We start from the raw sequence: 25755 nt of genomic DNA on the forward strand, positions 1-25755 counted from the left end.
TTTGAAACTAATAAACATGAATAATGTTTCTCTAATACTAATTTTACACATTCAAGTTTAAATGTGTAATCATATTTCACTTTTCTTTCCATAAAAATACCCCCAAATAGTGTCTAACTTTTTGGGGGCAGTCTATTTTAGGCGGTTTTTTTGTAAGAAGGTAGTTTGGTTAATATTTAGATTCTTGACCTAATTCTTTTACCAATAAATAATAGAAAATGGCTCTATATTTACTTCTATTAGATTTTCCAACTTTTTCAATAACATCTGAAATAGCTTTGTCAAGTTTTGGACCATCGGGCAACCCTAATTTTTTTATTAAAAAATTAGTTTTAACTCTCTCGAGCTCTTTTTCATCGGTACCTGAAACTGTTTCAGCGTCTGCTTTGTAAATTGAAGGACCCAATCCTTTTGTAACTTTAGTTAATAAGGCAACATCAAACTTAAGCCCCAACTTAGTCATCTCATTTTGATATTGCACAATTTTTTCATCGAATTTACTCATAGATAAATTTTTTTTATTAATAAAAAGGTTTATTAACTTCAAATATAATAAATAAAAGTGTGAAAATTAAATATCAAATCAGCAATCTGAAATGTTTACACTTACTGTTAACCCTTCTTCGGATGCTTCTTTGCATTTAGCAGACATGTATTTAGTTGTAACCCTCAGGTTTTTCATTACTTTATTTAGGTGAATTTTTCCATTTTTTAGTATCAGAATCTTGTGTTAGTTCAGCCTAAAACAGAATAAATTTTGAATTGATTAAAGGGGGAGTTAGAAATATTGAAATGAATTAATGCTTCATTAAATTTTGCTTTTCTGACATCTTGACATATTTTTTGCAATGGCATAATCATTGACTATTTGAAATTAAGTTATTAAAAACAAAAAATTAGAAAATTAAAATAAAATAAAATGGGTAAAATTATTGGAATAGATTTAGGAACTACCAACTCTTGTGTATCTGTAATGGAAGGAAATGAGCCAGTTGTAATCCCTAATTCAGAAGGGAAAAGAACAACTCCTTCAATTGTTGCATTTATTGAAGGAGGAGAGCGTAAAGTAGGTGATCCTGCAAAACGTCAGGCAGTTACCAATCCTTTAAAAACAGTTTATTCTATTAAAAGATTTATGGGTAATAAATATTCTGAATCTAAAATGGAAGCAGAACGTGTACCTTACAAAGTTGTAAAAGGAGATAATGATACGCCGCGTGTTGATATCGATGGTAGATTATATACACCGCAAGAAATATCTGCAATGATTCTTCAAAAAATGAAGAAAACCGCTGAAGATTATTTAGGCACTGAAGTTACTGAAGCGGTTATAACTGTGCCAGCTTATTTTAACGATTCGCAACGTCAAGCCACTAAAGAGGCAGGTGAAATTGCGGGTTTAAAAGTAAGTCGAATTATCAATGAGCCTACTGCTGCGGCATTGGCTTATGGTATGGATAAAAAAGGAATTGACCAAAAAATTGTTGTTTTCGATTTTGGTGGTGGAACACATGACGTTTCAATTTTAGAATTAGGAGATGGCGTTTTTGAAGTATTATCTACTGATGGTGATACACATTTAGGAGGAGATGATGTTGATCAAAAAATTATAGATTGGTTAGCTGATGAATTTAAAGCTGAAGAAGCATTGGATTTAAGAAAAGATCCAATGGCTTTACAACGTTTAAAAGAAGCTGCTGAAAAAGCAAAAATAGAGTTGTCATCTTCAGCTGTTACCGAAATTAATTTGCCATATGTTACTGCAACTGCAAGTGGACCAAAACATTTGGTGCGTAGCTTAACAAAAGCAAAATTTGAGCAATTAATAGACGATTTAATTAAAAGAACTATAGAACCTTGTAGAACTGCATTGAAAGCGGCTGGTTTAACTACTGGAGATATCGATGAAGTTATTTTAGTAGGTGGCTCAACACGTATACCTGCAGTAGTTGAGGCTGTTGAGAAATTCTTTGGAAAAACCCCATCAAAAGGGGTAAACCCAGATGAAGTTGTTGCTATTGGAGCCGCTATTCAAGGTGGAGTTTTATCAGGAGATGTTAAAGATGTTTTGTTGTTAGATGTTACACCACTTTCATTAGGTATTGAAACTATGGGTAATGTAATGACTAAATTAATTGAAGCTAATACAACAATTCCAACTAAAAAATCGCAGGTGTTCTCTACCGCAGCTGACAATCAGCCTTCTGTAGAAATACACGTGTTGCAAGGTGAGCGTGCTATGGCAGCAGATAATAAAACTATCGGTCGTTTTCATTTAGATGGTATTCCTCCAGCACAAAGGGGTACTCCTCAAATTGAAGTAACTTTTGATATTGATGCTAATGGTATTATTCATGTAACTGCTGGTGATAAAGCTACAGGGAAAACACAAGATATTAGAATTGAAGCTTCTTCTGGTTTAACAGAAGAGGAAATCAAAAAAATGAGAGCAGATGCCGAGGCAAATGCGGATGCCGATAAATTAGCTAAAGAAACTGCCGAAAAAATAAATGCTGCAGATTCTATGATTTTTCAAACAGAAAAACAGTTAAAAGAGTTTGGCGAAAAATTATCTGCTGATAAAAAAGAGCCAATTGAGGCAGCTCTTGCAGAATTGAAAAAAGCTCATGAAATTAAAGATGTTGCTCAAATTGATGTAGCCATGGAGAAAATTAATGAAGCTTGGAAAGTTGCAAGCGAAGAAATGTACAAAGCACAACAAGATGGTCAAACGCAAGAAGGTCCAACGGGTGATGCAGGAAATGCACAGGCAAAAAACGATGGGGATAATGTGCAAGATGTAGATTTTGAAGAAGTAAAAGAAGAATAAGTTCTTTTGAGATAAATTTGAAGCCTCCTTTTGGGAGGCTTTTTTTGTTTAAAATAGCGGTATTTAATATGTGTTAAACCCTCATCCTTAATTGTTACATTAGGAAGAGTTGAGGATAATTTTGACGAAAGATTTTACTTCACAGGCAACCTGTTTTTTATTTTGAAATTTAACTAGGCGTGCATCATAAATTATTATATTTGAAAAAATCTTATAAATGAAATCAGCAAAACTAGCAACCTTATTACAAATTAAATATCCAATAATTCAAGCACCCATGTTTTTGGTATCCAATACAGCAATGGTAATTGAAGCAATGAAAAGTGGTATTGCTGGTTGTATCCCTGCATTAAATTATAGAACACTCGACGATTTAAGAGTTGCAATAAAAGAATTGAAAGCGGCAAAAGTTGATGGAGGTTCGTTTGGGTTTAATTTAATTGTAAATAAATCGAATTTAAAATTTAAAGGGCAGCTAGAAGTAATTTGTGAAGAAGGTGTAGATTTCATTATTACTTCATTGGGCAGTCCAGAAGAAACTATTAAGGAAGCTCATAAAAAAAATATCAAAGTATTTTGTGATGTAACCGATTTAAAATTTGCTCAAAAAGTTGAAAGTTTAGGTGCCGATGCAATAATTGCAGTAAATAATGAGGCTGGCGGACATAGAGGATTGATGAGTGGTGAAGAATTGATAAAATTATTGGTTGCTAATTGCATCATTCCTGTTATTTCTGCGGGTGGTGTAGGGTGCAAAGCTGATATTGATAAAATGCTTAGTTATGGTGCTGAAGGTGTTTCAGTTGGTAGCCCATTTATAGCATCTAATGAAGCTGGTGTTACACAAGAATATAAGCAAGCATGTGTAAATTATGGTGCAAAAGATATTATTATGACAGAGAGAATTTCAGGCACACCCTGTACAGTTATAAATACAACTTACGTTCAAAAAATTGGAACAAAGCAATCTTGGATTGAATCGTTTTTAAACAAAAATAAAAAACTTAAAAAGTGGGTTAAAATGGTCAGGTTTATGATTGGAACCAATGCAGTAACAAACGCAGCGACAAAAGCTACTTATAAAACAGTTTGGGTTGCAGGCCCAAGTATTGAGCATACTACAGCCATTTTACCTGTAAAAGAAATTATCACGAAGTTAGTTTCTTAACCATTTTAATTTAGTAAATTATTGAGGGCTTCTTTTAAATTAGCGTATTTAAATTTAAATCCAGTTTTTATAATTTTTTCAGCAGAAATTCTGCTTCCTTCCAATATTAAATTGGACATTTTACCAAGTGCAAATTTTAATATGAAAGCAGGAATATTTGGAAGCCATATTTTTTTACCTAAGTCTTTTGCTAAGAGTTCAGTTACTTGTTTATTTGTTATAAATTCAGGTGATACGGCATTATAAATACCATTTAAATTTTCATTTTCAACGGCCTGAGCATACATTTTGCATAAATCATTTATATGAATCCAAGGCATAAATTGATTGCCATTTCCTAACACTGCTCCAAAACCTAATTTTATAGGTTTTATTATTTTTTCTAAAGCACCACCTTTTTTTGAAAACACGACTCCTGTTCTTAAAATAACGGTTCTAATACCCAGTTGTTTAAATTGTTTAGAGACATTTTCCCATTGCAAGCATACTGTACTTAAAAAATCTGAGCCAGAAACATCTTTTTCAGTATAAGTTTTTTTAGTTGTTTCAGCTCCATAATATCCAACTCCAGATGCTGCAATAAATCCTTTTAAGTTGATATTCAATCTTTTGACTGTGTTGTATAATAAATTGGCAGATTTGACTCTACTATCAATAATATGTTGTTTTTGACTTTTTGTCCATTGTTTACCGCCAATATTTTCACCCGCTAAATGGATAATAAATTCAGTATTTAATAATGCTTCTTCATCAATAAAATTTGCGTCAATATCCCAGTAATATGAATTGTTAGTGTTGGCTTTATTTCGAGAAAGTACTTTTACTAAATGCCCTTTTTGTTTTAAAAGAATACATAATTGTTTTCCAATTAATCCAGATGCACCTGTTACAAGAATTGTAGCCATAAAAAAATCAGTTACTGAGTAGTTAATGTACTACAAAATAACTGATTTTTTTAAAAAACTAAAAAATCTATAATTATGAAACGGTAGTTTCCTTTACAATGTGTTGAGTAACAGATTCCATTCCTTTTGTTATTGCTTGCTTGTTAAGCGGAATTAAATCGTGATAACGTTCGGGTAATGATTTTTTAAGACCTTCTATAACATTATCCAATAAAACTATTGGCCTAATTTTTAGAAAGGCACCAAGTACAATCATATTAAATATTTTTTTATTTCCCATTTCTATAGATAAACTATTAGCTGCAATTTGAAAAATATCAATATCAGTTCTTGTTGGATGTTGTATAATTCCATTTGGATCGTAAATAAGTGTTCCGCCAGGTCTAACCATTTCTTCGAACTTATCCATAGATTGTTGATTTAAAATAATGGCAGTATCAAAAACTCTTAAATATGGTGAGCTAATTCGTTCGTCACTTAATATTACAGTAACATTTGCAGTACCACCTCTCATTTCTGGACCGTAAGAAGGCATCCAACTTACTTCCTGATTTTGCATAATGCCAGAATATGCCAATATTTTACCCATAGATAAAACTCCTTGTCCGCCAAAACCAGCTATAATAATTTCTTCTGTCATACTGTGTTATTTTAGAATACCATCAACTTTAATATCGCCTAAAGGAAAATAGGGGAACATATTTTCTTCCATCCAAATATTGGATTCAATCGGTGTCATTTTCCACCCAGAATTGCAGTTAGAAACTATTTCAACAAATGATAATCCTTTTTTTAGACGTGTGTTTTCAAACGCTTTTTCAATTGCTTTTTTTGCTTTTCTGGCGTGCTTATGAGTGTGTACAGATTGACGACTTACAAAGTAAACTCCAGGAAGATTCGCAACCAGCTCTGTCATTTTTAGGGGAAATCCCATGGTGGTGGTATCTCTACCGTAAGGAGAAGTTGAAGAAGGCATATTTGGTAATGTTGTTGGTGCCATTTGACCGCCAGTCATACCATAAATACCATTGTTCACAAAAACAATAACTATATTTTCACCTCTGTTACAAGCGTGTATTGTTTCTCCTGTACCAATAGCAGCTAAATCGCCATCACCTTGGTAAGTGAAAACATATTTTTCTGGCCAAATTCTTGATATTGCTGTTGCCACAGCAGGTGCTCTACCATGCGCAGCTTGTGTAATATCTATATTCATAAAGTCGTATGCAAGAACAGAACAGCCAACTGGAGCAACACCAATTGTATCTTCAACAATTCCCATTTCGTCTATTACTTCCATAACTATATTATGAGCAGTACCGTGTCCACATCCGGGGCAATAAGATAATGGTATATCTGTCATTAATTTGGTTTTGCAAAAGACTTGATTTTCGGGTCTAATTATGTCAATTAATTCCATGTGTTATTGATTTTTTGTTGTAGTGCTTCTAAAATTTCTTCAGGTGTGTGAATTACACCACCAGTTCTTCCAAAATGTGCAACGGGAACCTTAAATTCAACCGATAATTGAACATCTTCTATCATTTGTCCGGCATTTAATTCTACACTTAGAATGCCCTTTAATTGAGGTGTTAAATCCATTAATGGCTTTTTAGGATAAGGAAATAAAGTTATTGGTCGAAGTAACCCAACTTTAATACCTTTTTTCCGGGCTAGTTCAACTGTTTTTTGGCTGATTCTTGCACTCGAGCCATACGCAACTATTAAATATTCAGCATCATCGCATTGAATTTTTTCATAACGCATATCTTCTTGCTCCATTTGCTCATATTTTTTCATTAAATGACGAACTCTGGCTTCCATTTTTTCGGATTGCAAATCCAATGAAGTAATTATATTGCGCTCTCTGCCCTTTGTTTTACCTGTTACAGCCCAACTTCCATATTTTTCTATAAGTTCTTCATTAGTTAGTCTTGGAACTTGCTCCTTTAAATAAACTTTTTCCATCATTTGACCAATAACCCCATCGGAAAGAATTAGTACTGGTGCTCTATATTTAAATGCGATATCAAACGCATCTTCAACAAAATCAGCCATTTCTTGAACCGAAGCAGGAGCTAAAACATATAATTTATAATCACCATGACCACCACCTTTTACAGATTGAAAATAATCGGCTTGCGATGGTTGAATGGTTCCTAAACCTGGCCCACCTCGCACTACATTTACAATTACAGCAGGTAATTCTGCACCTGCCAAATAGGAGATTCCTTCTAATTTTAAAGAAATACCAGGGCTAGAAGAAGAGGTAAGTACTTTTTTACCAGTACTTGCGGCTCCATATACCATATTAATTGCTGCAATTTCACTTTCAGCTTGTAAAACAACCATACCTGTTCGAAGTTCAGGTCTTTCGGTCATTAAATATTCAATTACTTCAGATTGAGGAGTGATAGGGTATCCAAAATAGGCATCGGCTCCAACTCGAATAAGAGCTTCTGCTAATGCTTCGTTACCTTTCATTAATTTTAATTCAGACATACTTGGGTTTAATTTTTAAACGGATACTTTAACTCGATACACAGAAATAGCTCTATCTGGACAAACAACTCCGCAATTAGTGCAACCAGTACAGGCTTCAGGATTACTCATATAAGCGTAATGGTATCCTTTACGATTAACTTCTGTTGACATACTAATTACATTGTCTAAACAAACAGGGATGCAAACCTCACATCCTTTACAAGCTTCTGTATCTACTACTATTGCCCCTTTAACTTTTGCCATTTTGATAATTTTATTAGTAAATAAGGTACTGTAATTTTATTATCTTCAAAGATATTACGAAAACGTTATAGAAACAATGATATTTGTCAATATGATCAATCATTTAATATATTTAGATCAAATATATTAAAAAAAGAACTTTGTTTAATTTAAAAGATTGTAAGTGGCATTATTGGCCTAGTAAAGTTTTGGATATTTTTTAGGATTTACCTCGTTCATCAAATTATAAATAGCTTCAAAAACATCCTCTTCATTAGGTTTTGAAAAATAATCGCCATCCGTACCATATGCAGCTCTATGTTCTTTTGCAGTAAGTGTTACGGGTTTGCTATCTAAATACTGATATGCATCTTGTTTTTCCAAAATTTCATTTAAAAGATAGGCTGAAGCTCCACCAGAAACATCTTCATCAATAATAATTATTCTATTTGTTTTTTGAATGCTTTTAACCACGTCGTGGTTTTTATCAAATGGAAGTAGACTTTGAGCATCTATCAATTCAATATCAATATCCACTTGGGCTAAATTGGTAATTACATCTTCAATTACTTTTAAAGTAGAGCCATAAGATAGTACTGTAACATCTCTGCCGCTTTTTACTGTTTCTACAACGCCAATAGGGGTTTTAAATTCACCTATATTAGTTGGAAGTTTTTCTTTTAATCGATATCCATTTAAATTTTCAACAATTAAAGCTGGTTCATCACATTCTAAAAGCGAGTTGTAAAATCCGGCAGCTTTAGTCATATTTCTAGGAACTAAAATATTTATACCCCGAAGCATATGAACTAATGCTCCCATAGGAGAACCTGAATGCCAAATTCCTTCTAACCTGTGACCACGCGTTCTAATAATAAGTGGTGCTTTTTGTTTACCCACAGTTCTGTAGTGTAGCGTTGCTAAATCATCACTCAATATTTGAATTGCATATAATAAGTAATCTAAATATTGAATTTCTGCAATGGGTCTTAAACCTCTTAAAGCCATTCCTATACCTTGACCAATAATGGTAGCCTCTCTAATTCCTGTATCTGTAACACGAAGTAAGCCGTATTTTTCTTGTAAGCCCACTAATCCCTGATTTACATCACCAATATTACCAGAATCTTCTCCAAAAATAAATAGGTTGTTATATTTAGAAAATAAAAAATCAAAATTTTCTTTTATTATAATTCTGCCATCAACTAATTCTGAATCCGTATTATAGGTAGGTTTTATTTCATTAATAGTATCTGTTCGGTGTTCACTATTACTATATAAATGCGAACTATATTTAAATTGCTCACTTTTTAAATAGGAAACAATCCAATGTTGTAAGTCTTGTTTTTCTATCAAATTTTCATTTCTAACATAAACAATTACACGTCTCGCTGTGGAAAGTAAATCTTTTTTGGCTGGATCAATTATTTCGTTTAATTCATTTTTTAATTTAGTGATAAAAGCGTTGCTATTACTTTTATTGGCAAGATTATTTAATAAAATTATTAATTTTTCTTTTTCTTCTATTACTGGATTTGAAAAGGCGAACCAAGCTTCTCTTTTTGCCTGACTTACCTGTTTTTTAGCGTCTTTTTCAATTTGAATTAATTCATTTTCCGAATCTACAAATTTCAAAATAGTATCATTTTGATCTATTAATTCAAATTCTAAAATCCAATCTCTCATTTTAGCAACACAGTCGTGTTGTTTTTCCCAAATTAAACGTTCTGGTGTTTTGTATCGCTCGTGAGAACCAGAAGTAGAATGACCTTGAGGTTGTGTTAAATCTTTTACATGTATTAAAACAGGAACATGTTCTTCGCGTGCAATTTTTGAAGCTTTGGCATACACATCAATTAGTTGAGGGTAATCCCATCCTTTAACTACAAAAATTTCGTAGCCTGCACCGCATTCATCACGCTGAAACCCTTTTAATATTTCTGAAATACTTTCTTTGGTGGTTTGATATTTTGCTGGTACAGAAATACCGTAATCGTCATCCCATACATTAATAATCATAGGAACTTGAAGCACACCTGCTGCATTTATTGTTTCAAAAAATATTCCTTCAGAAGTACTTGCATTTCCAATAGTTCCCCATGAAACTTCATTTCCATTGTTAGAAAACTTTGAATTTTTAATATCAGGTAATTGTCTATATAATTTTGACGCCTGTGCAATACCTAACATTCGGGGCATTTGTCCTGCAGTTGGAGAAATGTCGCTACTTGAATTGTACTGCTCAGTTAAATTTTTAAAGTCTCCATTTTCATCTAAACTGTGTGTTGAGAAGTGACCACCCATTTGACGACCACCAGACATTGGGTCTGCTTCAATATCGGGGTGTGCGTACAAACCAGCAAAAAATTGCTGAGGTGTAAGTTCTCCAATTGCCATCATAAAAGTTTGGTCTCTGTAGTACCCAGATCTAAAATCGCCTTTTTTAAATGCCTTAGCCATTGCTAGTTGTGGCACCTCTTTTCCGTCACCAAAAATTCCAAATTTGGCTTTACCTGTTAAAACTTCTCTTCTCCCCAAATAACTGCATTCTCTACTAATTACAGCAATTTTATAATCGCGTAGCACTTCCTTTTTAAACTCATTAAAAGATAATTGTTCTTGATTTATTTCGGAAGATTTTAGCTGCATTTTATGATTTTGTTTAGTTTTTACAAACTTACTATTTTTAAATGATAATTAAAAATATAAGAAAATTTTTGATAAATATTCAAACATTTATATTGTTTTCACGACATTATTATGAATTAATCAAAAAAAATGAAATAATCTATCAAACTTTAATTTTAATAGAATCCTCTTTTAACAAAGTTATAAATTCTTTTAGGCTTTATAACCAATACAAATCTAATTTTAGAGCTATAATTAGATTGAGAAATTTCCCAACCCAAGTTGGAATTCATTGGAAAATATACTTCCAGAATATCTTGAATAAAATTAAGGCGAACTCCATTTTCATAGGCAAAATAGACTTTATTTCCTTTATTTTTAACAAAACCAACATCATTATAAATTTCAAACCATCTCCAAATTCCAACACTTGAATTGATAGTTGTTAACCATTGATTTGCGTAAGAAACGGGAAGTTGACTTTTAAAACCTCCTTCATTAATAATAATTTGTTGGCTCATAAAACCTGAAGTTTCCGATCTGCCCAAATAATCATATTGAAATAAATAATCTGTTGGACGGTCTAGCGCAAAATCAAAAAAGTTCGTTTCAGTATTGTTTTTTAAAAAAGCTCCTGCAAATACTCTAAAATCGAATTGTGTATTGGCATCTGTTAAAATTCTATAATGGCCGGTTAAAGAAACTTTGCTAAATTTATTTGATAGTTGAAATCCTGTCGAAAATCTAATATCTTCAATTATATCAGGTTTGCTGTATCCATAACCAATGTTAAAAACATTGTATTTATTAGTTTCTATATGTTGTATTTGTGTGGGAGATTTTTCTCGATCGACTAATGTATAACTAGCTGAAATAGCACTTCCACTAACATCTCTTAAACTTTTTCTTTTAAATTCGAGCAAAGCAAAAGGAGTTAGTGTATTGTAATTTAGGTCTTTTGCATATTGGAAATTGCTTCCAACAACACCAGCCGAAAATTTATTTATTTTATTATTTTCAGGAAGATATTCATATAATACAGAGTAGGAACCAGAAAATTTATTGCTCTTGGTGCCATAAAAAGGGTTTAGTTTGTATGAAAAAATTTTGTCTAAAATGGTTTTGTTGGTTAAAGAAACGCCAGCTAAAAATCCGTCGTAATAGTTATATCTTACTTCAGGTGTATAAAATATTTGGTTGTAATAAGGGTTTTCTATATCTCTAAAAATTTTGAACTGTATGGGTCTATTAAACAATTTTCCTTCGGTATTTTTCCAATTATTTTTTAAATCATATTCTGGTAAAAAGGATTCATAGTTTAATGATAATCTGTCAAAACCATTTTTTGGAATAGTTACAGTTAACGTAGAATCTATTTCTGTGAGCCATTTTGAAAAAAGAATATGTTTGTTTTTAATGCCATACAATTCAACGGGTATTGTAAAATTTCTTTTATTTAAAATGTTCACTTTAATGGAATCTCCAATTTTTTCAATTCCACTAATGGTATAATCAATTTTTTTATTGGTTTTAATGTAGTCGTTTTTAAACCAATCAATATTTTTTTCGGTTTTTAAATAATCTAAAAATTTGTAGGATTCGGCATATTTAATAGAGTTTTCATTGGAATATTGTAAAATGGCATTTTTTACAACATCTTTTTCCAAATAATTTTCGAGATATCGCAATCCTAGCCCTGCCTTATATTTGTTTACAATTTTTCTATTAAAATTTGAAAGAGAATCGGCTCTTGTTATTAATGCTTGATCCAAATTTTTACGAGCAGCAAACTGATAAACAATTGAATAACTTTCATTAAAATCAATTTTTGCTAGGTTAAAATTTTTAATACCCCATATTTTGGAAACATTTCCAATTGCTTTTACTTCAGGATAAAATTTTTCAACATACTTCATCATTAGATAAGTTTGTAAACCTTCTGCTAACCAATAATCATTTCTTTGATTAAAAAGGAAAACATGGTCGATATATTTTTTTGATAGAATTTTAAAAAAATTAATATCAAATTCAAAAATATCGCTAAAAGGTGCTAAAAAAGATGGCAATTGGTTAAAACCATACACTGGATTCTTGTCGTACTCAATTTTATTGATTAACAACTTTTTGTTTGGAAAGGAACCTAAATATGATTCTAAAAATGAAAGTTCTCTATTTAATATTTCAGTTTTTATTGGAACACTCAATTTTTCATTTCCCATATCAGAAATTAACATAACTGGATTTGTTGGGTATGTTGTAAAATTATTGTTTTTAGTAATGATTAATTCAACATCTTGTCTTTTTAAACCGACCAAAGAATATCTGTCAATATGCCCTAAAGAGTCGGTTAGTTGTGCGAGATCACTAATTAAATGGTAATCTTTCGGGATGTCTATATTTATTTTGTAATTGATATTGTCAATATACAAATCATCCATATCCAAGTTGCTGTACGTTTGCCAACCATTTTTGAATACAGCTGGAGCAATATACCAATAGCGTAAATTATACACTTGATTACCAAATCCGTAGCTTGTAAATTTGTCTCTTGGGAATTTTACTGTGTACAAAATCGAAATTTTTACTGAATTTCTAGGCAGTAAAGGTTCCTTTAAAAAAACAGTAATAAGATCTGGACTTTCAGTTGTAATTTCGAAATTTAGAGTCTCAAAATTAGACGAGATACTTTTTATGCTGGTATTTCCTCTGTTTTTTTCTGTGGTAAAATGAAATGATTTAGAATAGTTTTCAACAAAACGTTTAGCTAAGGGAGTATTTTTATCTTTATATGAATTGGGCCAATTATTAAGTTGAATGGTGGCAAATGGAAAATCAGCATTATTAAAATACTCAATTTCTTGCTGAATATTTAATTCATTTTTTTCTGTATTTAAAGAAGCATAAATTGAAATATTCCCTGTTTGAGAAAATGTATATTCTAAACAAAAAACACCTATTAAAAGTGCAATAAACACATTCTTTTTCAAAATATTAATATTAAAAATTTGGACTTAAACTATATTTTTTATAGAAAGTATCTATTACTTCTAAAACTTCATCTTCCGTATCAACAATTGAAATTAATTTTAAGTCTTCAGGACTAATATTTCCTTCATTAACAAGTACATTTTTAATCCAGTCCATTAGACCAGACCAATATTTTGTTCCAACTAAAATTATAGGAAACTTGCCTATTTTTTTTGTTTGAATTAATGTCATAGCTTCAAAAAGCTCATCCATTGTTCCAAAGCCTCCAGGCATTACAACAAATCCTTGAGAATATTTTACAAACATTACTTTTCTAACAAAAAAGTAGTGAAAATCAAGACTTTTATCTGAATCTATATATGGGTTGTCATTTTGTTCAAATGGTAATTCAATATTTAAACCAACCGAAGTCCCTTTTCCTCTTTTTGCCCCTCTATTACCAGCTTCCATTATACCAGGACCACCTCCGGTAACAACACCATACCCATGTTGGGTTAATTTATAGGCAATGCTTTCTGCTAAAATATAATGAGGATGATCTTCCTTGGTTCTAGCTGAACCAAAAATACTAACACATGGTCCAATTTTGCTTAACCGTTCAAATCCATCAACAAATTCAGACATTATTTTAAATATCGCCCAAGAATCATTGGTTTTAATTTCATTCCACGTTTTTTGTTGAAATTTTTCTCGTATTTGTTTATCTTCATTTGGGATCATCATATTCTTTTCATTTTTTCAATTAATTTCTTTTCTTTTTTTCTGCAAACGCTAAATTAATTCTTTTTTTAAATAATGAGCAGTATAACTTTTTTTATAAGTTATAATTTCTTCAGGTGTTCCAGCACATATTAGCTGACCGCCTTTTTTTCCACCTTCCATTCCTATATCTATTATATAATCAGCCAATTTAACTACATCTAAATTATGCTCTATCACAAGAACAGTATTTCCTCTATTTGTTAGTTTATTTAGAACTTCCATTAATACTCTAATATCTTCAAAATGAAGTCCTGTAGTTGGTTCGTCTAAAATATAAAAAGTATTTCCGGTGTCTCTTTTAGATAATTCTGAAGCTAATTTAATTCGCTGTGCTTCACCTCCAGAGAGTGTTGTAGATTGTTGACCTAACGTAATATATCCTAAACCAACACTATCAATTGTTTTTAGGCTTCTATAAATTTTTGGAATATTTTCGAAAAATACAACGGCATCTTCAATAGTCATATTTAAAATATCGGAAATTGATTTTCCTTTATACCTTATTTCCAAAGTTTCTCTATTAAATCTTTTTCCTTGACAGGTTTCGCATTCAACTTGTACATCGGGTAAAAAATTCATTTCTATAACACGTACTCCACCACCTTGACAAGATTCACACCTTCCGCTTTTTACATTAAAAGAAAATCGGCCGGGTTTGTATCCTCTAATAGCAGCTTCATTTGTTTTAGCAAATAAATTTCGTATTTCGCTAAATACACCAGTGTACGTTGCTGGATTTGAACGAGGCGTTCTACCAATAGGAGATTGATCAATGGCTATAATTTTGTCAATATGCTCTAACCCTTCAATACTTTTGTACGGCATTGGTTTTTTAACTCCTCTATAAATGTGATGGTTAATTATGGGGTAAAGGGTTTCATTGATTAAAGTTGATTTACCACTTCCAGAAACTCCAGTAACACAAATTAATTGACCTAATGGAAATTCTACAGTAATGTTTTTTAAATTATTTCCAGTAGCTCCTTTTAAAATAATTTTCTTTCCATTACCCTTCCTTCTTTTTTTAGGGGTTTCAATTTTTCGAAAACCATTCAAATAATCGGCAGTTAAAGTTTTGTGTTGTAATAGTTCTTTAAAGGTTCCTTCACTTACAATTTCGCCTCCATGAGACCCAGCGCCAGGGCCTATGTCTAAAACAAAATCGGCCTGTCCTATCATTTCTTTATCGTGCTCAACAACAATAACAGAGTTACCAATATCTCTTAAATTCAAGAGCGATTTAATTAATTTTTGATTGTCTCTTTGGTGTAAACCAATACTTGGTTCATCTAAAATATATAATACACCAACTAATTGTGACCCGATTTGGGTTGCAAGTCTAATTCGTTGAGCTTCTCCGCCTGATAACGATTTTGAACTTCTGTCTAAAGATAAATAGTCTAATCCAACATCTACCAAAAATTGGATTCTAGTTCTTATTTCTTTAATAATTTCCGATCCGATTAAAAGTTGTTTTTCAGAAAGATTATTTTCAATTTTTTCGAACCATTTTGCAAGTTCAATAATATCTAATTGAGCTATTTCTGAAATGTTTTTTTCATTTATTTTAAAATATAATGATTCTTTTTTTAGCCGTTTTCCATTACAGCTTTCACAAGCAATCTCATCCATAAAATCTTTTGCCCATCTTTTAATAGAAGTAGATTCAGTATTTTGGTACTGGTTTTCGATAAAATTTATAATTCCTTCAAAATCAATTTCATAAGTTCTGGTAATTCCCATAGCCTTTGAAATGATTTCAAATTTTTCATTTCCACCGTTTAAAATAATGTCTAGAGCTTCCTTAGGAATTGTTGAAATTGGATCTGTTAATAAAAAATTATAGCGTTCAGCAATTAGTTGTATTTGCTTAAAAATCCAAGTATTTTTTTGTTCACCCAATGGGAGAATCCCTCCGTTTTTGATAGTTTTTGAATCATTAGGAATTACTTTTTGGTGGTTAACTTTGTAGCGTTTTCCTAATCCACTACAACTTTCACAGGCTCCTTTGGGTGAGTTGAACGAAAATGAATTTGGTTCAGGACTAGGGTATGATATTCCAGTTTCGGGACACATTAATTCTCGACTAAAAAAACGAGGAGAATCATCGCTTTCATCTAACACCATAATAACATTATCTCCTGCATATAAAGCAGTTGTAATAGATTCTTCCAATCTTTTTAATGAAGTGTTGTTAACCAATAAACGGTCGATAACAATTTCAATATCATGCGTTTTATAACGATCCAAACGCATTCCTTTTTCTATGTCTTTTATTTCTCCATTAACCCTAACTTTTACAAATCCCTGTTTTGCAATTTGTTCAAATAATTCTCTATAATGTCCTTTTCTAGCTTTAACAACAGGAGCCAAAATAGTAATTTTTTTACTATCAAATTCTTCACAAATAAGTTCTTTTATTTGCTCATCTGTATAGCTAACCATTTTTTTATTGGTATTGTAAGAAAAAGCGTCAGCCGTTCTAGCGTAAAAAAGTCTTAGAAAATCATAAATTTCTGTGATGGTTCCAACAGTAGATCTTGGACTTTTATTGGTAGTTTTTTGCTCGATTGAAATAACAGGTGATAACCCATCAATTTTATCAACATCGGGTCGTTCCATACCTCCCAAAAACTGCCTAGCATATGATGAAAAAGTTTCAATATAGCGTCGCTGGCCCTCGGCATAAATAGTATCAAAAGCCAAAGAAGATTTACCACTTCCGCTTAGTCCAGTTATAACCACCAACTTTTCTCTAGGAATTTTGACGTCAATATTTTTTAAATTATGAACTCGAGCTCCAAGAATTGTAATATATTCTTCGTTTTTAACCATAGTTTTTAGGAAAGTTGCAAAGTTAAAAAAATGTATTCAAAAATTAGGAAACGCATTCATCTTATTTTCTGATTTTTACTATCTTGCAGAAAAATTAGAAATAAATTGGATTGGATTAATTCCATACGTCATTTTTTTGAAAAGCACGGTTTTGCTGTATCTTCTAGGTTTGCAGATCGATTAGGAATGAGTGTTTCAAATGTTAGACTTTTTTTTATTTATATTTCCTTTGTAACCTTAGGTTTTTCATTTGGATTATATTTAACGCTTGCTTTTATGTTAAGACTGAAAGATATGATTTACACAAAAAGAAATTCGGTTTTTGATTTATAATTGCGATGGTTAACAAAACTAAATTATACTTTTCGGGATTTTTACTTGCCATCGTTCTTTTTATTGGAGTAAGTGGATTTATGATTTATGCTTATATCAGGTGAAACATTTATTGACGCATTGTATATGACCATTATTACGATGTCGACCGTAGGTTTTGGCACATTGCATCCATTAGACCCATATGAAAAATTATTTACAGTATTTTTAATTGTAATTAGTATTGGTGTTTTTGGGTATGCTGTTTCGGCAGTTACAGAGTATTTAGCAAGTAGTAATTTTTTTAAACGCCTAAAATATAAAAAAGTGGAGCAAAAAATTGAAAAATTAGAAAATCATACCATAGTTTGCGGATATGGAAGAAATGGGAGACAGGCCATTGCAAAATTAACTAAATTTAACAAACCCTGTGTGGTTATTGAAAAAATAAGGAGATAATTGAGGAGTTAGACAGAATGGGAATATTATATGTCGAAGGAGACGCAACAAGTGATAATGCACTAAATAAAGCTCAAATAAATAAAGCGAATAGTTTAATTTCTGCGTTACCTTCTGATGCAGATAATTTATTTGTTGTGCTTTCTGCCAGGCAGATGAATAAAGATATCATTATTATTAGCAGGGCTTCAAACGAATCATCTTGCAACAAATTAAAAATTGCAGGCGCAAATAACATTATTATGCCCGATAAAATTGGGGGAATGCACATGGCATTATTGGTGGTTACCACTGATTTGGTTGAATTTGTGGAAAAGCTTACAATATTGGAGGAAGGTTCAACAAATTTAGAGGAAATTTCAGTGAATGACTTGCCCCCAGAATTTTTAAACAAAACCATCAGGGATTTGGATTTACGCAGAAGAACGGGTTGCTCAGTAATAGGTTTTAAAACTGCCAAGAATGAATATATTATAAACACGGAATCAGAAATAATATTAACTAAAGACTTTAATTTAATTGTTCTTGGCCAGCCCAATCAAATTAAGAAATTACGGAAAACGTTATAAGCCTCATTTTTAACTACTTATTAAAAAAATTGTAAATTTTAGGTTAAAAATTTGTTGTAAGCTAAATTTTTTAGCATCTTGGAGGCTTTTTAGCATCCTATTTTAACCAACTGACAAACTATGAATTCAAAATTATTAATACCCATTCTGCTGCTATTTTCTTCCGTGGCATTTTCCCAAGATCTTACTGTAAATGAAAAAATCACGAATCCATCCAGTTTAATCAATGATGGAATTATGGAAGTGAATGTTTTTGGGGGCACGCCTCCTTATTCTTATAAATGGAGCCATCAAAGCACTCCGCTAACTTCCAATAAAGCTTTCGGATTGATAGAAGGTGTTCCTTACAGTGTTATAATCACAGATGCTTCAGGAAACACGGTCACTAAAGAATATAAAGTTCCCATGAAAAATATTTCCGAGCGATTTAACGGAACTTTTACGCCTGTTGTCGATGCCATAGCCATGGTATTGTTTTGGGATCCTTTTTCCGCAGTGGGAATCTATGATCCCAATGTATATGTAGAAAAAAAGAACATTCCAATTCCTGGATGGAGTCCCGGAATTGAAGGAGAATTTTTGATTAAAAAATGGTTGGTTGAAGATGGCGCTAAAGTTAAGGAGGGTGACACCATTGCAATTATTTCTAAAGGAGGGAGCGAAATAGTGGGGAGAGCTTATGTGGACGGCACTTTAAAACACCTGGCAAAAGAAGGGGAAACCATATATAATTCTGCCAATAAAAAAGATGTCATTGAAGAAGGCGCGCATAATTATGCCGCTGTGGTATATGATGAACATATTGCTTTACTCCATCCAAATGGAGACGTCCAAAAAAAGAATATTCCATTTATTGTGATATGGCTGTCAATTGGCGCTTTATTTTTCACAATTAGAATGGGCTTTATAAGCATCAAAGGATTTAGGCACGCCATTGATTTGGCCCGCGGGAAATATGACGATCCAAACGCCCCTGGCGAAGTTACCCATTTTCAGGCGCTTGCAACCGCGGTTTCCGGAACTGTTGGTTTGGGGAATATTGCCGGAGTTGCAGTAGCGATTTCTTTAGGTGGCGCCGGTGCTACTTTTTGGATTATTCTTGCCGGATTGTTGGGAATGTCTTCTAAATTTGTGGAGTGCACTTTAGGCGTAAAATATAGAGATATAGCTGCTGACGGAAGGGTTTTTGGCGGCCCGATGAATTATTTGCGCAAAGGGTTGGAGAAACAAAACAAAAAGGTTTTAGGAAAGGTTTTGGCCGGTGTATTTGCCGTATTGTGCGTTGGCGCCTCATTTGGCGGCGGTAACATGTTTCAGGTAAATCAGGCATTTGAAGCGGTTTCCGGACAAATTCCGGCGCTTGTTGGTTACGGATTTTGGTTTGGCGTCATTATTTCTTTGCTTGTGGCTGCGGTTATCGTTGGCGGGATTCAAAGCATTGCCAAGGTTACCGAAAAAATAGTTCCCATTATGGCCACCATATATGTTACTGCCTGTTTGGCGGTAATTTTTATCAATATAGAAAATATAGGTCCGGCATTTACGGCAATATTTGAAGGGGCATTTAATCCATCCGCAATAAAAGGAGGCATTATAGGCGTATTGATTATAGGTTTTCAAAGAGCTGCTTTTTCTAATGAAGCGGGAGTTGGATCGGCCGCCATTGCACACAGTGTGGCAAAAACGAACAATCCTCCATCTGAAGGATTTGTTTCTTTGCTGGAACCTTTTATTGATACGGTTGTGGTTTGTACATTAACGGCTTTGGTATTAATTTTTACCGGTAAACATGAAGTAGTTGGAATGGGCGGCGCACAATTGACTTCTGATGCTTTTGGGACTGTAATTTCTTGGTTCCCTTATGTGTTGACTGTCGCCATATTTTTGTTTGCTTTTTCTACCATGATTTCCTGGTCTTACTACGGAATGCGCGCTTGGTCTTATTTGTTCGGAAAAAGCAAAAAAGCGGAAATGGTTTATAAAATGTTCTTTTTAATATTTGTTGTGGTAGGGGCTTCCGTTAGTTTGGGCGCTGTTTTAGACTTTTCGGATATGATGATTTTGGCCATGGCATTTCCAAATATTATCGGACTTTATTTAATGTCGGGTGAAGTAAAAGTAGATTTAAACGAATACTGGCGCAAATTGAAAGCGGGAGAACTTTACAAAGCCCAAAGGTTGGCGAAAAAATAATATAAATATCATATGAATGCATTAAAACCCCATTTCAATTTCAATAAAAGAGAAAGAAATGGGATTTTCTTTTTAATTATTTTAATCATATCAGTGCAAATCGCATATTTCTATATAGATTTTTCTTCTGGAATTAGTCCAATATTAAAAAATGAAATTTCTAAGACTACACAAAAGCAAACTAAGAATAAAGAAGAAATAAAGAAGTATAAAATTTTTCCTTTTAACCCAAATTATTTAACAGATTTTAAAGGATATCAATTGGGTTTAAGCGTAAAAGAAATTGATAGATTGCTTGCATTTAGAGCAACTGGAAAATATATGAATTCTGCAAAAGAATTTCAAACTGTTACCAGAATTAGTGATAGCTTGTTTGAAGTAATTGCTCCATCATTAAAATTTCCGGATTGGGTAAATAGACAATCAAATAAAGCTATGGAAAGCACTGTAAAAAAATCTTACAAAAAGCTAGATATAAATTTAGTCAATGAATCAGATTTTGAATCAGTTAATGGAATTGGTACCAAATTAGCAAAACGCATAGTTGACTACAGGGCGAAATTACAAGGTTTTACATCAAATGATCAGGTTTATGAGGTTTGGAACATAGATAAAGAAGTGGTGGATAAGGTGCTTCAAAAATATCACGTTATTGAGATTCCTCAAATTAAGAAGCTAAATGTAAACACAGCAACTTTTAAAGAAATTCTAAAAATCCCCTATATGGATTATGAATTAACAAAGAAAATTGTTAATTATAGAGAAGAAGTTGCTGAAATTCAATCTATTGAAGAGTTGAAAAAAATAGAAGGTTTTCCATTAAATAAATTTAGCAGAATAGCCTTATATTTGGACGCTAAATAAAGACAAAAATGAACTTTGATAAAACTGAGACTCAAGAACTAATTGCGGAAAGTATTAGGAAATTTGGAGCAAAACATATTAAACCTAAAATGATGGATTGGGATAAAAAACAAAAATTCCCGATAAAACTATTTAAAAAATTAGGCGAAATGGGTTTTATGGGTGTTTTAGTTCCTCAAAAATATGGAGGTTCTGGTCTCGATTATCATCATTATATTACTGTTATAGAAGAAATTTCAAAAATAGATTCATCAATTGGGTTGTCGGTTGCAGCTCATAATTCATTGTGTACGGGTCATATTTTAGAATTTGGAAATGAAACCCAAAAAGAAAGATGGTTACCGAAACTTGCAAGTGGAGAATGGATTGGAGCTTGGGGTTTAACAGAGCATAACACCGGTTCTGATGCAGGAGGAATGAGTACAACTGCGATTAAAGATGGAGATTATTATATTTTAAATGGGGCAAAAAATTTTACTACTCATGGTATTTCGGGTGATATTGCGGTGGTTATGACTCGAACTGGAAAAAAAGGAGATTCACGCGGAAATACAGCCTTTGTGGTAGAAAAAGGAACCTTAGGTTTTACTTCTGGTAAAAAGGAGGATAAATTAGGAATGAGAGCTTCTGAAACTGCAGAAATGATTTTTGACAATTGTAGAGTCCATAAAAGTAATATTTTAGGGGATGTTGGAGAGGGTTTTGTGCAAGCATTAAAAGTGTTAGATGGTGGACGAATTTCAATTGGTGCTTTGGCCTTAGGAATTTCAAAAGGTTCCTATGAAGCAGCTTTAAAATATTCAAAAGAACGCGAACAATTTGGAAAACCTATAAGTTCTTTTCAAGGAATTTCATTTAAACTTGTTGATATGGCTACTGAAATTGAAGCTTCAGAATTATTACTTCATAAAGCAGCTTATTTAAAAAATAAAGGGGAGAGAATGACAACGATAGGAGCAATGGCAAAAATGTATGCCTCTGAAGCCTGTGTTAAAATAGCTTCGGAAGCAGTTCAAATTCATGGAGGTTATGGATATACTAAAGATTTTCCTGTTGAAAAATTTTATAGAGATTCCAAACTATGTACTATTGGAGAAGGAACAACTGAAATTCAAAAAGTTGTGATTGCAAGAAATATTTTGAAATAAAATAATTAAATATTGCAATTGAATATTTAGTTTGTATCTTTGCAATCCAAATTTAAAAAGAGAACAACTTGAAAGGAGGTGCCAAAATATGTTAATTATACCAATTAAAGAAGGAGAAAATATCGATAGAGCGTTAAAACGTTATAAAAGAAAATTCGATCGCACAAAAACAATGAAAAATTTACGAGAGCGTAAACAATTTACGAAGCCATCTGTTTCAAAACGTGCACAAAATATAAAAGCTCAGTACATTCAAAGAATTAGAACTACAGAAGAGCAAGGGTAACTAAATTAAATTACCTAATAAAAAAATAAACTGTTAGTGTTTCAAGATTACTTATTGTAAATTTGTACACTAACGGTTTTTTTCATGCCAATAAATTCCTTTTTAAAATATTTAGCATTAGAAAAGAAATATTCGATTCATACAATTACAGCTTATGAAAACGACGTGTCTACTTTTCAAAAATTCATGATTAATCATATTGGAATTGCAGATATAACAAAAGTTAACTATCATGAAATTAGAAGTTGGATTGTTAGTTTAGTAAATTCAAATATTTCCAATAGATCTGTTAATCGAAAGATATCATCTTTAAAATCTTTTTATAAATTCCTTCATAAGTCAAATCAAATTGAGATTAATCCATTATTAAAACACAAAGCACTTAAAATTGCTAAAAAAATGCAAGTTCCTTTTTCTGAAAAAGAAATAAATAATGTATTAAATAGTATTGAAGAAGAACTTAATTTTGAATCTGCTAGAAATAAATTAATAGTAGAATTGTTTTACGCCACTGGAATAAGAAGAGCCGAACTTATTAATATTACAATACCTGACGTAGATTTTTGTAACAACACCTTAAAAGTGTTAGGAAAAAGAAATAAAGAAAGAATATTACCACTATTGCCGTTTTTAAAAGCAACGCTAACTAACTATGTATCATTTAGAGAGCAATTATTTATTGAAAACCAATACCTTTTTCTTACTAAAAATGGTAAAAAAATGTATGCTACACTTGTTTATCGCATAATAAATAATTATTTTAGTGGTGTGTCGTCCAAAGTAAAAAAGAGTCCACATATTTTAAGGCACTCTTTTGCAACCCATTTGCTAAATGAAGGAGCAGATTTAAATTCTGTAAAAGAATTATTGGGACATTCTAGTTTAGCATCAACACAAGTATATACCCATAGCAGTTTGGGAAAGTTAAAAGAAGTGTATAACCAAGCTCATCCGAGGAGCAAAAAAAACTAACTAATTATGAAAGTACATGTACAGTCTGTTAATTTTAACATAGATAAAAATCTTGTTGAATTTATTGAAAAAAAAGTAACCAGTTTAGAAAAATTTTATGATAAAATAATTGATGTTGAGGTTTTTTTGAAAGTACAGCAAACGAGCGAAAAAGAGAATAAAACAACAGATATAAAAGTTAATGTTGCAGGTTCAGAAATTGTTGCGAAAAAACAAAGTAAAACTTTTGAAGAAGGTGTTTTGTTGGCGGTGGATTCACTTAAAAGACAATTAACTAAAAAGAAGGATAAAATACGCGAGTAATAAAATATTAAAAAATACAATAAAAAGTTTTGTTTAAATTTAAAACTTTAATACATTTGCAGTCCGTTAGAAATAGCGGACTTCTTTTATGGAGTAAAATGCCGATGTAGCTCAGCTGGCTAGAGCAGCTGATTTGTAATCAGCAGGTCGTGGGTTCGAGTCCCTCTATCGGCTCAAATGAAGAATAAAATAGGATTATTGCGTTAATCCTGAGCATAGTTGAAAAAGTAAAATAATCAACTAAGATCTTTGAAAAATGGTGAGATACTCAAGTGGCCAACGAGGGCAGACTGTAAATCTGCTGCGCAAGCTTCGAAGGTTCGAATCCTTCTCTCACCACTTTTGTATTTTAGAAATAAAAACAAACGAGGAATTGAAAAATAATGCGGGAGTAGCTCAGTTGGTAGAGCTTCAGCCTTCCAAGCTGATTGTCGCCGGTTCGAGCCCGGTCTCCCGCTCATTTTTTATGCCGGTGTAGCTCAGGGGTAGAGTGTTTCCTTGGTAAGGAAGAGGTCATGGGTTCAATTCCCATCATTGGCTCAAAAATTAGAATGAAAATTAACACTATATATAACTAAGATTTAAAAATTAAATAATCATGGCAAAAGCAAATTTTGATCGTTCCAAACCACACCTTAATATTGGTACAATTGGGCACGTTGACCACGGTAAAACAACCTTAACTGCAGCAATTACAATGGTGTTGCACCAAAAAGGATTTTGTGAAGTAAAAAACTTTGACCAAATTGATAATGCACCTGAAGAAAAAGAAAGAGGTATTACAATTAATACTGCCCACGTAGAATATGCTACAGCAAGCCGTCATTACGCTCACGTTGACTGTCCAGGTCACGCGGATTACGTAAAGAACATGGTAACTGGTGCTGCTCAAATGGACGGTGCAATAATCGTAGTTGCTGCAACTGATGGTCCAATGCCTCAAACTAGAGAGCATATCTTATTAGGACGTCAAGTAGGTATTCCTAGATTAGTGGTATTCATGAATAAAGTGGATATGGTTGATGACGAAGAACTATTAGAATTGGTAGAAATGGAAATTAGAGATTTATTATCATTTTATGATTATGATGGTGATAATACTCCTGTAATTCAAGGATCTGCTTTAGGTGGATTGAATTTAGAGCCTAAATGGGTTGAAAAAATTCTTGAATTAATGGATGCTGTTGATACTTGGATTGAATTACCTCCACGTGATGTTGATAAACCATTTTTAATGCCTGTTGAAGATGTATTCTCAATTACAGGCCGTGGTACAGTAGCAACGGGTCGTATTGAAACAGGTGTTGCTAATACAGGTGATGCAGTTGAAATTATTGGTATGGGTGCTGAAAAATTAACTTCTACTGTTACTGGAGTTGAAATGTTCCGAAAAATATTAGATAGAGGTGAAGCAGGAGATAACGTAGGTATCTTGTTAAGAGGTATTGCAAAAGAAGATATCTCAAGAGGTATGGTAATTTGCAAACCTAAATCTGTTAAACCTCACGGTAAATTTAAAGCAGAGGTTTATATCCTTAAAAAAGAAGAAGGTGGACGTCATACTCCATTCCATAACAACTATCGTCCGCAGTTTTACGTTCGTACAACTGACGTAACAGGTACTATTAATTTACCTGATGGAGTTGAAATGGTAATGCCAGGAGACAACTTAACCATAACGGTAGATTTACATCAAGCCATTGCGTTAAACGTAGGTTTACGTTTTGCAATTCGTGAAGGTGGTAGAACTGTTGGTGCTGGTCAGGTAACAGAATTGTTAGATTAATAATACACCTAGTAATAATA

At 32.4% G+C, this 25755-nt stretch carries 22 protein-coding genes and 4 tRNA genes; 16 read left to right on the forward strand and 10 right to left on the reverse strand.

The annotated features are described in order from the left end of the window. Positions 1–169: 169 nt before the first annotated feature. Positions 170–505 carry a DUF2853 family protein gene (locus tag Q8S45_RS02820; RefSeq protein WP_305601048.1) on the reverse strand — a complete coding sequence of 112 codons (336 nt, stop codon included), beginning with the start codon at positions 503–505 and terminating at the stop codon, positions 170–172. A 414-nt stretch (positions 506–919) separates the two neighbouring features. Here Q8S45_RS02820 and dnaK point away from each other — a divergent pair, with 414 nt between their 5' ends. Continuing rightward, a complete protein-coding gene (dnaK, locus tag Q8S45_RS02825; RefSeq protein WP_305601050.1) occupies positions 920–2830 on the forward strand; it encodes a molecular chaperone DnaK in 1911 nt (636 codons plus the stop codon). A gap of 217 nt (positions 2831–3047) precedes the next feature. After that, the gene (locus Q8S45_RS02830) at positions 3048–3998 is read left to right on the forward strand and encodes a nitronate monooxygenase family protein (RefSeq protein ID WP_305601051.1); all 951 of its coding nucleotides are present in this window, start codon (positions 3048–3050) and stop codon (positions 3996–3998) included. Positions 3999–4003: 5 nt separating this feature from the next. Here the strand turns inward: Q8S45_RS02830 and Q8S45_RS02835 are convergent, their stop codons facing one another. The 9 genes from Q8S45_RS02835 to uvrA all read right to left on the reverse strand — a co-directional run bounded on the left by Q8S45_RS02835 (position 4004) and on the right by uvrA (position 16843). After that, complete coding sequence (locus Q8S45_RS02835) at positions 4004–4903, reverse strand: TIGR01777 family oxidoreductase (RefSeq protein ID WP_305601052.1); 900 nt, start codon at positions 4901–4903, stop codon at positions 4004–4006. Between the two features lie 73 nt (positions 4904–4976). Beyond that, positions 4977–5543, reverse strand: a complete 567-nt coding sequence (locus tag Q8S45_RS02840) for a 2-oxoacid:acceptor oxidoreductase family protein (RefSeq protein WP_305601053.1) — start codon at positions 5541–5543, stop codon at positions 4977–4979. Between the two features lie 6 nt (positions 5544–5549). Continuing rightward, positions 5550–6323: a thiamine pyrophosphate-dependent enzyme gene (locus Q8S45_RS02845; protein WP_305601055.1), complete on the reverse strand. Its 774-nt coding sequence runs from the start codon at positions 6321–6323 to the stop codon at positions 5550–5552. Continuing rightward, positions 6314–7405 carry a 3-methyl-2-oxobutanoate dehydrogenase subunit VorB gene (locus Q8S45_RS02850; protein WP_305601057.1) on the reverse strand — a complete coding sequence of 364 codons (1092 nt, stop codon included), beginning with the start codon at positions 7403–7405 and terminating at the stop codon, positions 6314–6316. Before Q8S45_RS02850 ends, Q8S45_RS02845 begins: the two co-directional genes overlap by 10 nt. A 15-nt stretch (positions 7406–7420) precedes the next feature. Then, positions 7421–7651, reverse strand: coding sequence for a ferredoxin family protein (locus tag Q8S45_RS02855; protein ID WP_305601059.1), 231 nt, complete (start codon positions 7649–7651; stop codon positions 7421–7423). Positions 7652–7828: 177 nt separating this feature from the next. Then, positions 7829–10279: a thiamine pyrophosphate-dependent enzyme gene (locus Q8S45_RS02860; protein ID WP_305601060.1), complete on the reverse strand. Its 2451-nt coding sequence runs from the start codon at positions 10277–10279 to the stop codon at positions 7829–7831. Between the two features lie 155 nt (positions 10280–10434). Continuing rightward, positions 10435–13245 (reverse strand): aminopeptidase, encoded by a 2811-nt coding sequence (locus tag Q8S45_RS02865; RefSeq protein ID WP_305601062.1) that lies wholly within the window; start codon positions 13243–13245, stop codon positions 10435–10437. 10 nt (positions 13246–13255) lie between these two features. Continuing rightward, positions 13256–13969, reverse strand: a complete 714-nt coding sequence (locus tag Q8S45_RS02870; protein WP_305601064.1) for a TIGR00730 family Rossman fold protein — start codon at positions 13967–13969, stop codon at positions 13256–13258. A 48-nt stretch (positions 13970–14017) separates the two neighbouring features. Further along, a complete protein-coding gene (gene uvrA / locus Q8S45_RS02875; RefSeq protein WP_305601066.1) occupies positions 14018–16843 on the reverse strand; it encodes an excinuclease ABC subunit UvrA in 2826 nt (941 codons plus the stop codon). Positions 16844–16948: 105 nt separating this feature from the next. Between uvrA and Q8S45_RS02880 the strand changes: the two genes are divergently transcribed. From Q8S45_RS02880 to tuf, 14 genes are all read left to right on the forward strand, one after another. Next, positions 16949–17176: a PspC domain-containing protein gene (locus tag Q8S45_RS02880; protein WP_305601068.1), complete on the forward strand. Its 228-nt coding sequence runs from the start codon at positions 16949–16951 to the stop codon at positions 17174–17176. Positions 17177–17263: 87 nt separating this feature from the next. Continuing rightward, entirely contained in the window at positions 17264–17614 is a 351-nt protein-coding gene (locus Q8S45_RS13945; RefSeq protein ID WP_371132973.1) for a TrkA family potassium uptake protein, read from the forward strand. Positions 17615–17631: 17 nt separating this feature from the next. Next, on the forward strand, positions 17632–18183 hold the full coding sequence (locus tag Q8S45_RS13950) for a TrkA family potassium uptake protein (RefSeq protein ID WP_371132975.1): 552 nt from the start codon (positions 17632–17634) through the stop codon (positions 18181–18183). 120 nt (positions 18184–18303) lie between these two features. Next, positions 18304–20376 carry an amino acid carrier protein gene (locus tag Q8S45_RS02890; RefSeq protein ID WP_305601070.1) on the forward strand — a complete coding sequence of 691 codons (2073 nt, stop codon included), beginning with the start codon at positions 18304–18306 and terminating at the stop codon, positions 20374–20376. Between the two features lie 12 nt (positions 20377–20388). Continuing rightward, the gene (locus Q8S45_RS02895) at positions 20389–21240 is read left to right on the forward strand and encodes a helix-hairpin-helix domain-containing protein (protein ID WP_305601072.1); all 852 of its coding nucleotides are present in this window, start codon (positions 20389–20391) and stop codon (positions 21238–21240) included. An 8-nt stretch (positions 21241–21248) separates the two neighbouring features. Next, positions 21249–22388 (forward strand): acyl-CoA dehydrogenase family protein, encoded by a 1140-nt coding sequence (locus Q8S45_RS02900; RefSeq protein WP_305601073.1) that lies wholly within the window; start codon positions 21249–21251, stop codon positions 22386–22388. Between the two features lie 88 nt (positions 22389–22476). Then, positions 22477–22674 carry a 30S ribosomal protein S21 gene (rpsU, locus tag Q8S45_RS02905; RefSeq protein ID WP_305601075.1) on the forward strand — a complete coding sequence of 66 codons (198 nt, stop codon included), beginning with the start codon at positions 22477–22479 and terminating at the stop codon, positions 22672–22674. An 84-nt stretch (positions 22675–22758) separates the two neighbouring features. Then, positions 22759–23646, forward strand: a complete 888-nt coding sequence (locus Q8S45_RS02910; protein ID WP_305601076.1) for a tyrosine-type recombinase/integrase — start codon at positions 22759–22761, stop codon at positions 23644–23646. A gap of 6 nt (positions 23647–23652) precedes the next feature. Further along, positions 23653–23949, forward strand: coding sequence for a ribosome hibernation-promoting factor, HPF/YfiA family (gene hpf / locus Q8S45_RS02915; protein WP_305601078.1), 297 nt, complete (start codon positions 23653–23655; stop codon positions 23947–23949). Positions 23950–24049: 100 nt separating this feature from the next. Next, positions 24050–24123, forward strand: a tRNA-Thr gene (locus Q8S45_RS02920). An 84-nt stretch (positions 24124–24207) separates the two neighbouring features. Then, a tRNA-Tyr gene (locus Q8S45_RS02925) sits at positions 24208–24288 on the forward strand. A 46-nt stretch (positions 24289–24334) separates the two neighbouring features. After that, positions 24335–24407, forward strand: a tRNA-Gly gene (locus Q8S45_RS02930). 10 nt (positions 24408–24417) lie between these two features. After that, positions 24418–24489 (forward strand) — tRNA-Thr (locus tag Q8S45_RS02935). Positions 24490–24547: 58 nt separating this feature from the next. Then, complete coding sequence (tuf, locus tag Q8S45_RS02940) at positions 24548–25735, forward strand: elongation factor Tu (protein ID WP_305601080.1); 1188 nt, start codon at positions 24548–24550, stop codon at positions 25733–25735. The last annotated feature ends 20 nt before the right edge of the window (positions 25736–25755 follow it).

The organism is Lutibacter sp., assembly GCF_030692605.1.
Taxonomy (GTDB): domain Bacteria; phylum Bacteroidota; class Bacteroidia; order Flavobacteriales; family Flavobacteriaceae; genus Lutibacter.

Coding starts and splice junctions, on each gene's coding strand:
- Q8S45_RS02845 (WP_305601055.1), bottom strand. CDS start 6,323: ATGGAATTAATTGACATAATTAGACCCGAAAATCAAGTCTTTTGCAAA.
- Q8S45_RS02900 (WP_305601073.1), top strand. CDS start 21,249: ATGAACTTTGATAAAACTGAGACTCAAGAACTAATTGCGGAAAGTATT.
- Q8S45_RS13950 (WP_371132975.1), top strand. CDS start 17,632: ATGGGAATATTATATGTCGAAGGAGACGCAACAAGTGATAATGCACTA.
- Q8S45_RS02910 (WP_305601076.1), top strand. CDS start 22,759: ATGCCAATAAATTCCTTTTTAAAATATTTAGCATTAGAAAAGAAATAT.
- Q8S45_RS02860 (WP_305601060.1), bottom strand. CDS start 10,279: ATGCAGCTAAAATCTTCCGAAATAAATCAAGAACAATTATCTTTTAAT.
- Q8S45_RS02870 (WP_305601064.1), bottom strand. CDS start 13,969: ATGATGATCCCAAATGAAGATAAACAAATACGAGAAAAATTTCAACAA.
- Q8S45_RS02835 (WP_305601052.1), bottom strand. CDS start 4,903: ATGGCTACAATTCTTGTAACAGGTGCATCTGGATTAATTGGAAAACAA.
- Q8S45_RS02840 (WP_305601053.1), bottom strand. CDS start 5,543: ATGACAGAAGAAATTATTATAGCTGGTTTTGGCGGACAAGGAGTTTTA.
- dnaK (WP_305601050.1), top strand. CDS start 920: ATGGGTAAAATTATTGGAATAGATTTAGGAACTACCAACTCTTGTGTA.
- Q8S45_RS13945 (WP_371132973.1), top strand. CDS start 17,264: ATGCTTATATCAGGTGAAACATTTATTGACGCATTGTATATGACCATT.
- Q8S45_RS02850 (WP_305601057.1), bottom strand. CDS start 7,405: ATGTCTGAATTAAAATTAATGAAAGGTAACGAAGCATTAGCAGAAGCT.
- Q8S45_RS02820 (WP_305601048.1), bottom strand. CDS start 505: ATGAGTAAATTCGATGAAAAAATTGTGCAATATCAAAATGAGATGACT.
- tuf (WP_305601080.1), top strand. CDS start 24,548: ATGGCAAAAGCAAATTTTGATCGTTCCAAACCACACCTTAATATTGGT.
- Q8S45_RS02830 (WP_305601051.1), top strand. CDS start 3,048: ATGAAATCAGCAAAACTAGCAACCTTATTACAAATTAAATATCCAATA.
- Q8S45_RS02890 (WP_305601070.1), top strand. CDS start 18,304: ATGAATTCAAAATTATTAATACCCATTCTGCTGCTATTTTCTTCCGTG.
- Q8S45_RS02895 (WP_305601072.1), top strand. CDS start 20,389: ATGAATGCATTAAAACCCCATTTCAATTTCAATAAAAGAGAAAGAAAT.
- Q8S45_RS02855 (WP_305601059.1), bottom strand. CDS start 7,651: ATGGCAAAAGTTAAAGGGGCAATAGTAGTAGATACAGAAGCTTGTAAA.
- uvrA (WP_305601066.1), bottom strand. CDS start 16,843: ATGGTTAAAAACGAAGAATATATTACAATTCTTGGAGCTCGAGTTCAT.
- rpsU (WP_305601075.1), top strand. CDS start 22,477: ATGTTAATTATACCAATTAAAGAAGGAGAAAATATCGATAGAGCGTTA.
- hpf (WP_305601078.1), top strand. CDS start 23,653: ATGAAAGTACATGTACAGTCTGTTAATTTTAACATAGATAAAAATCTT.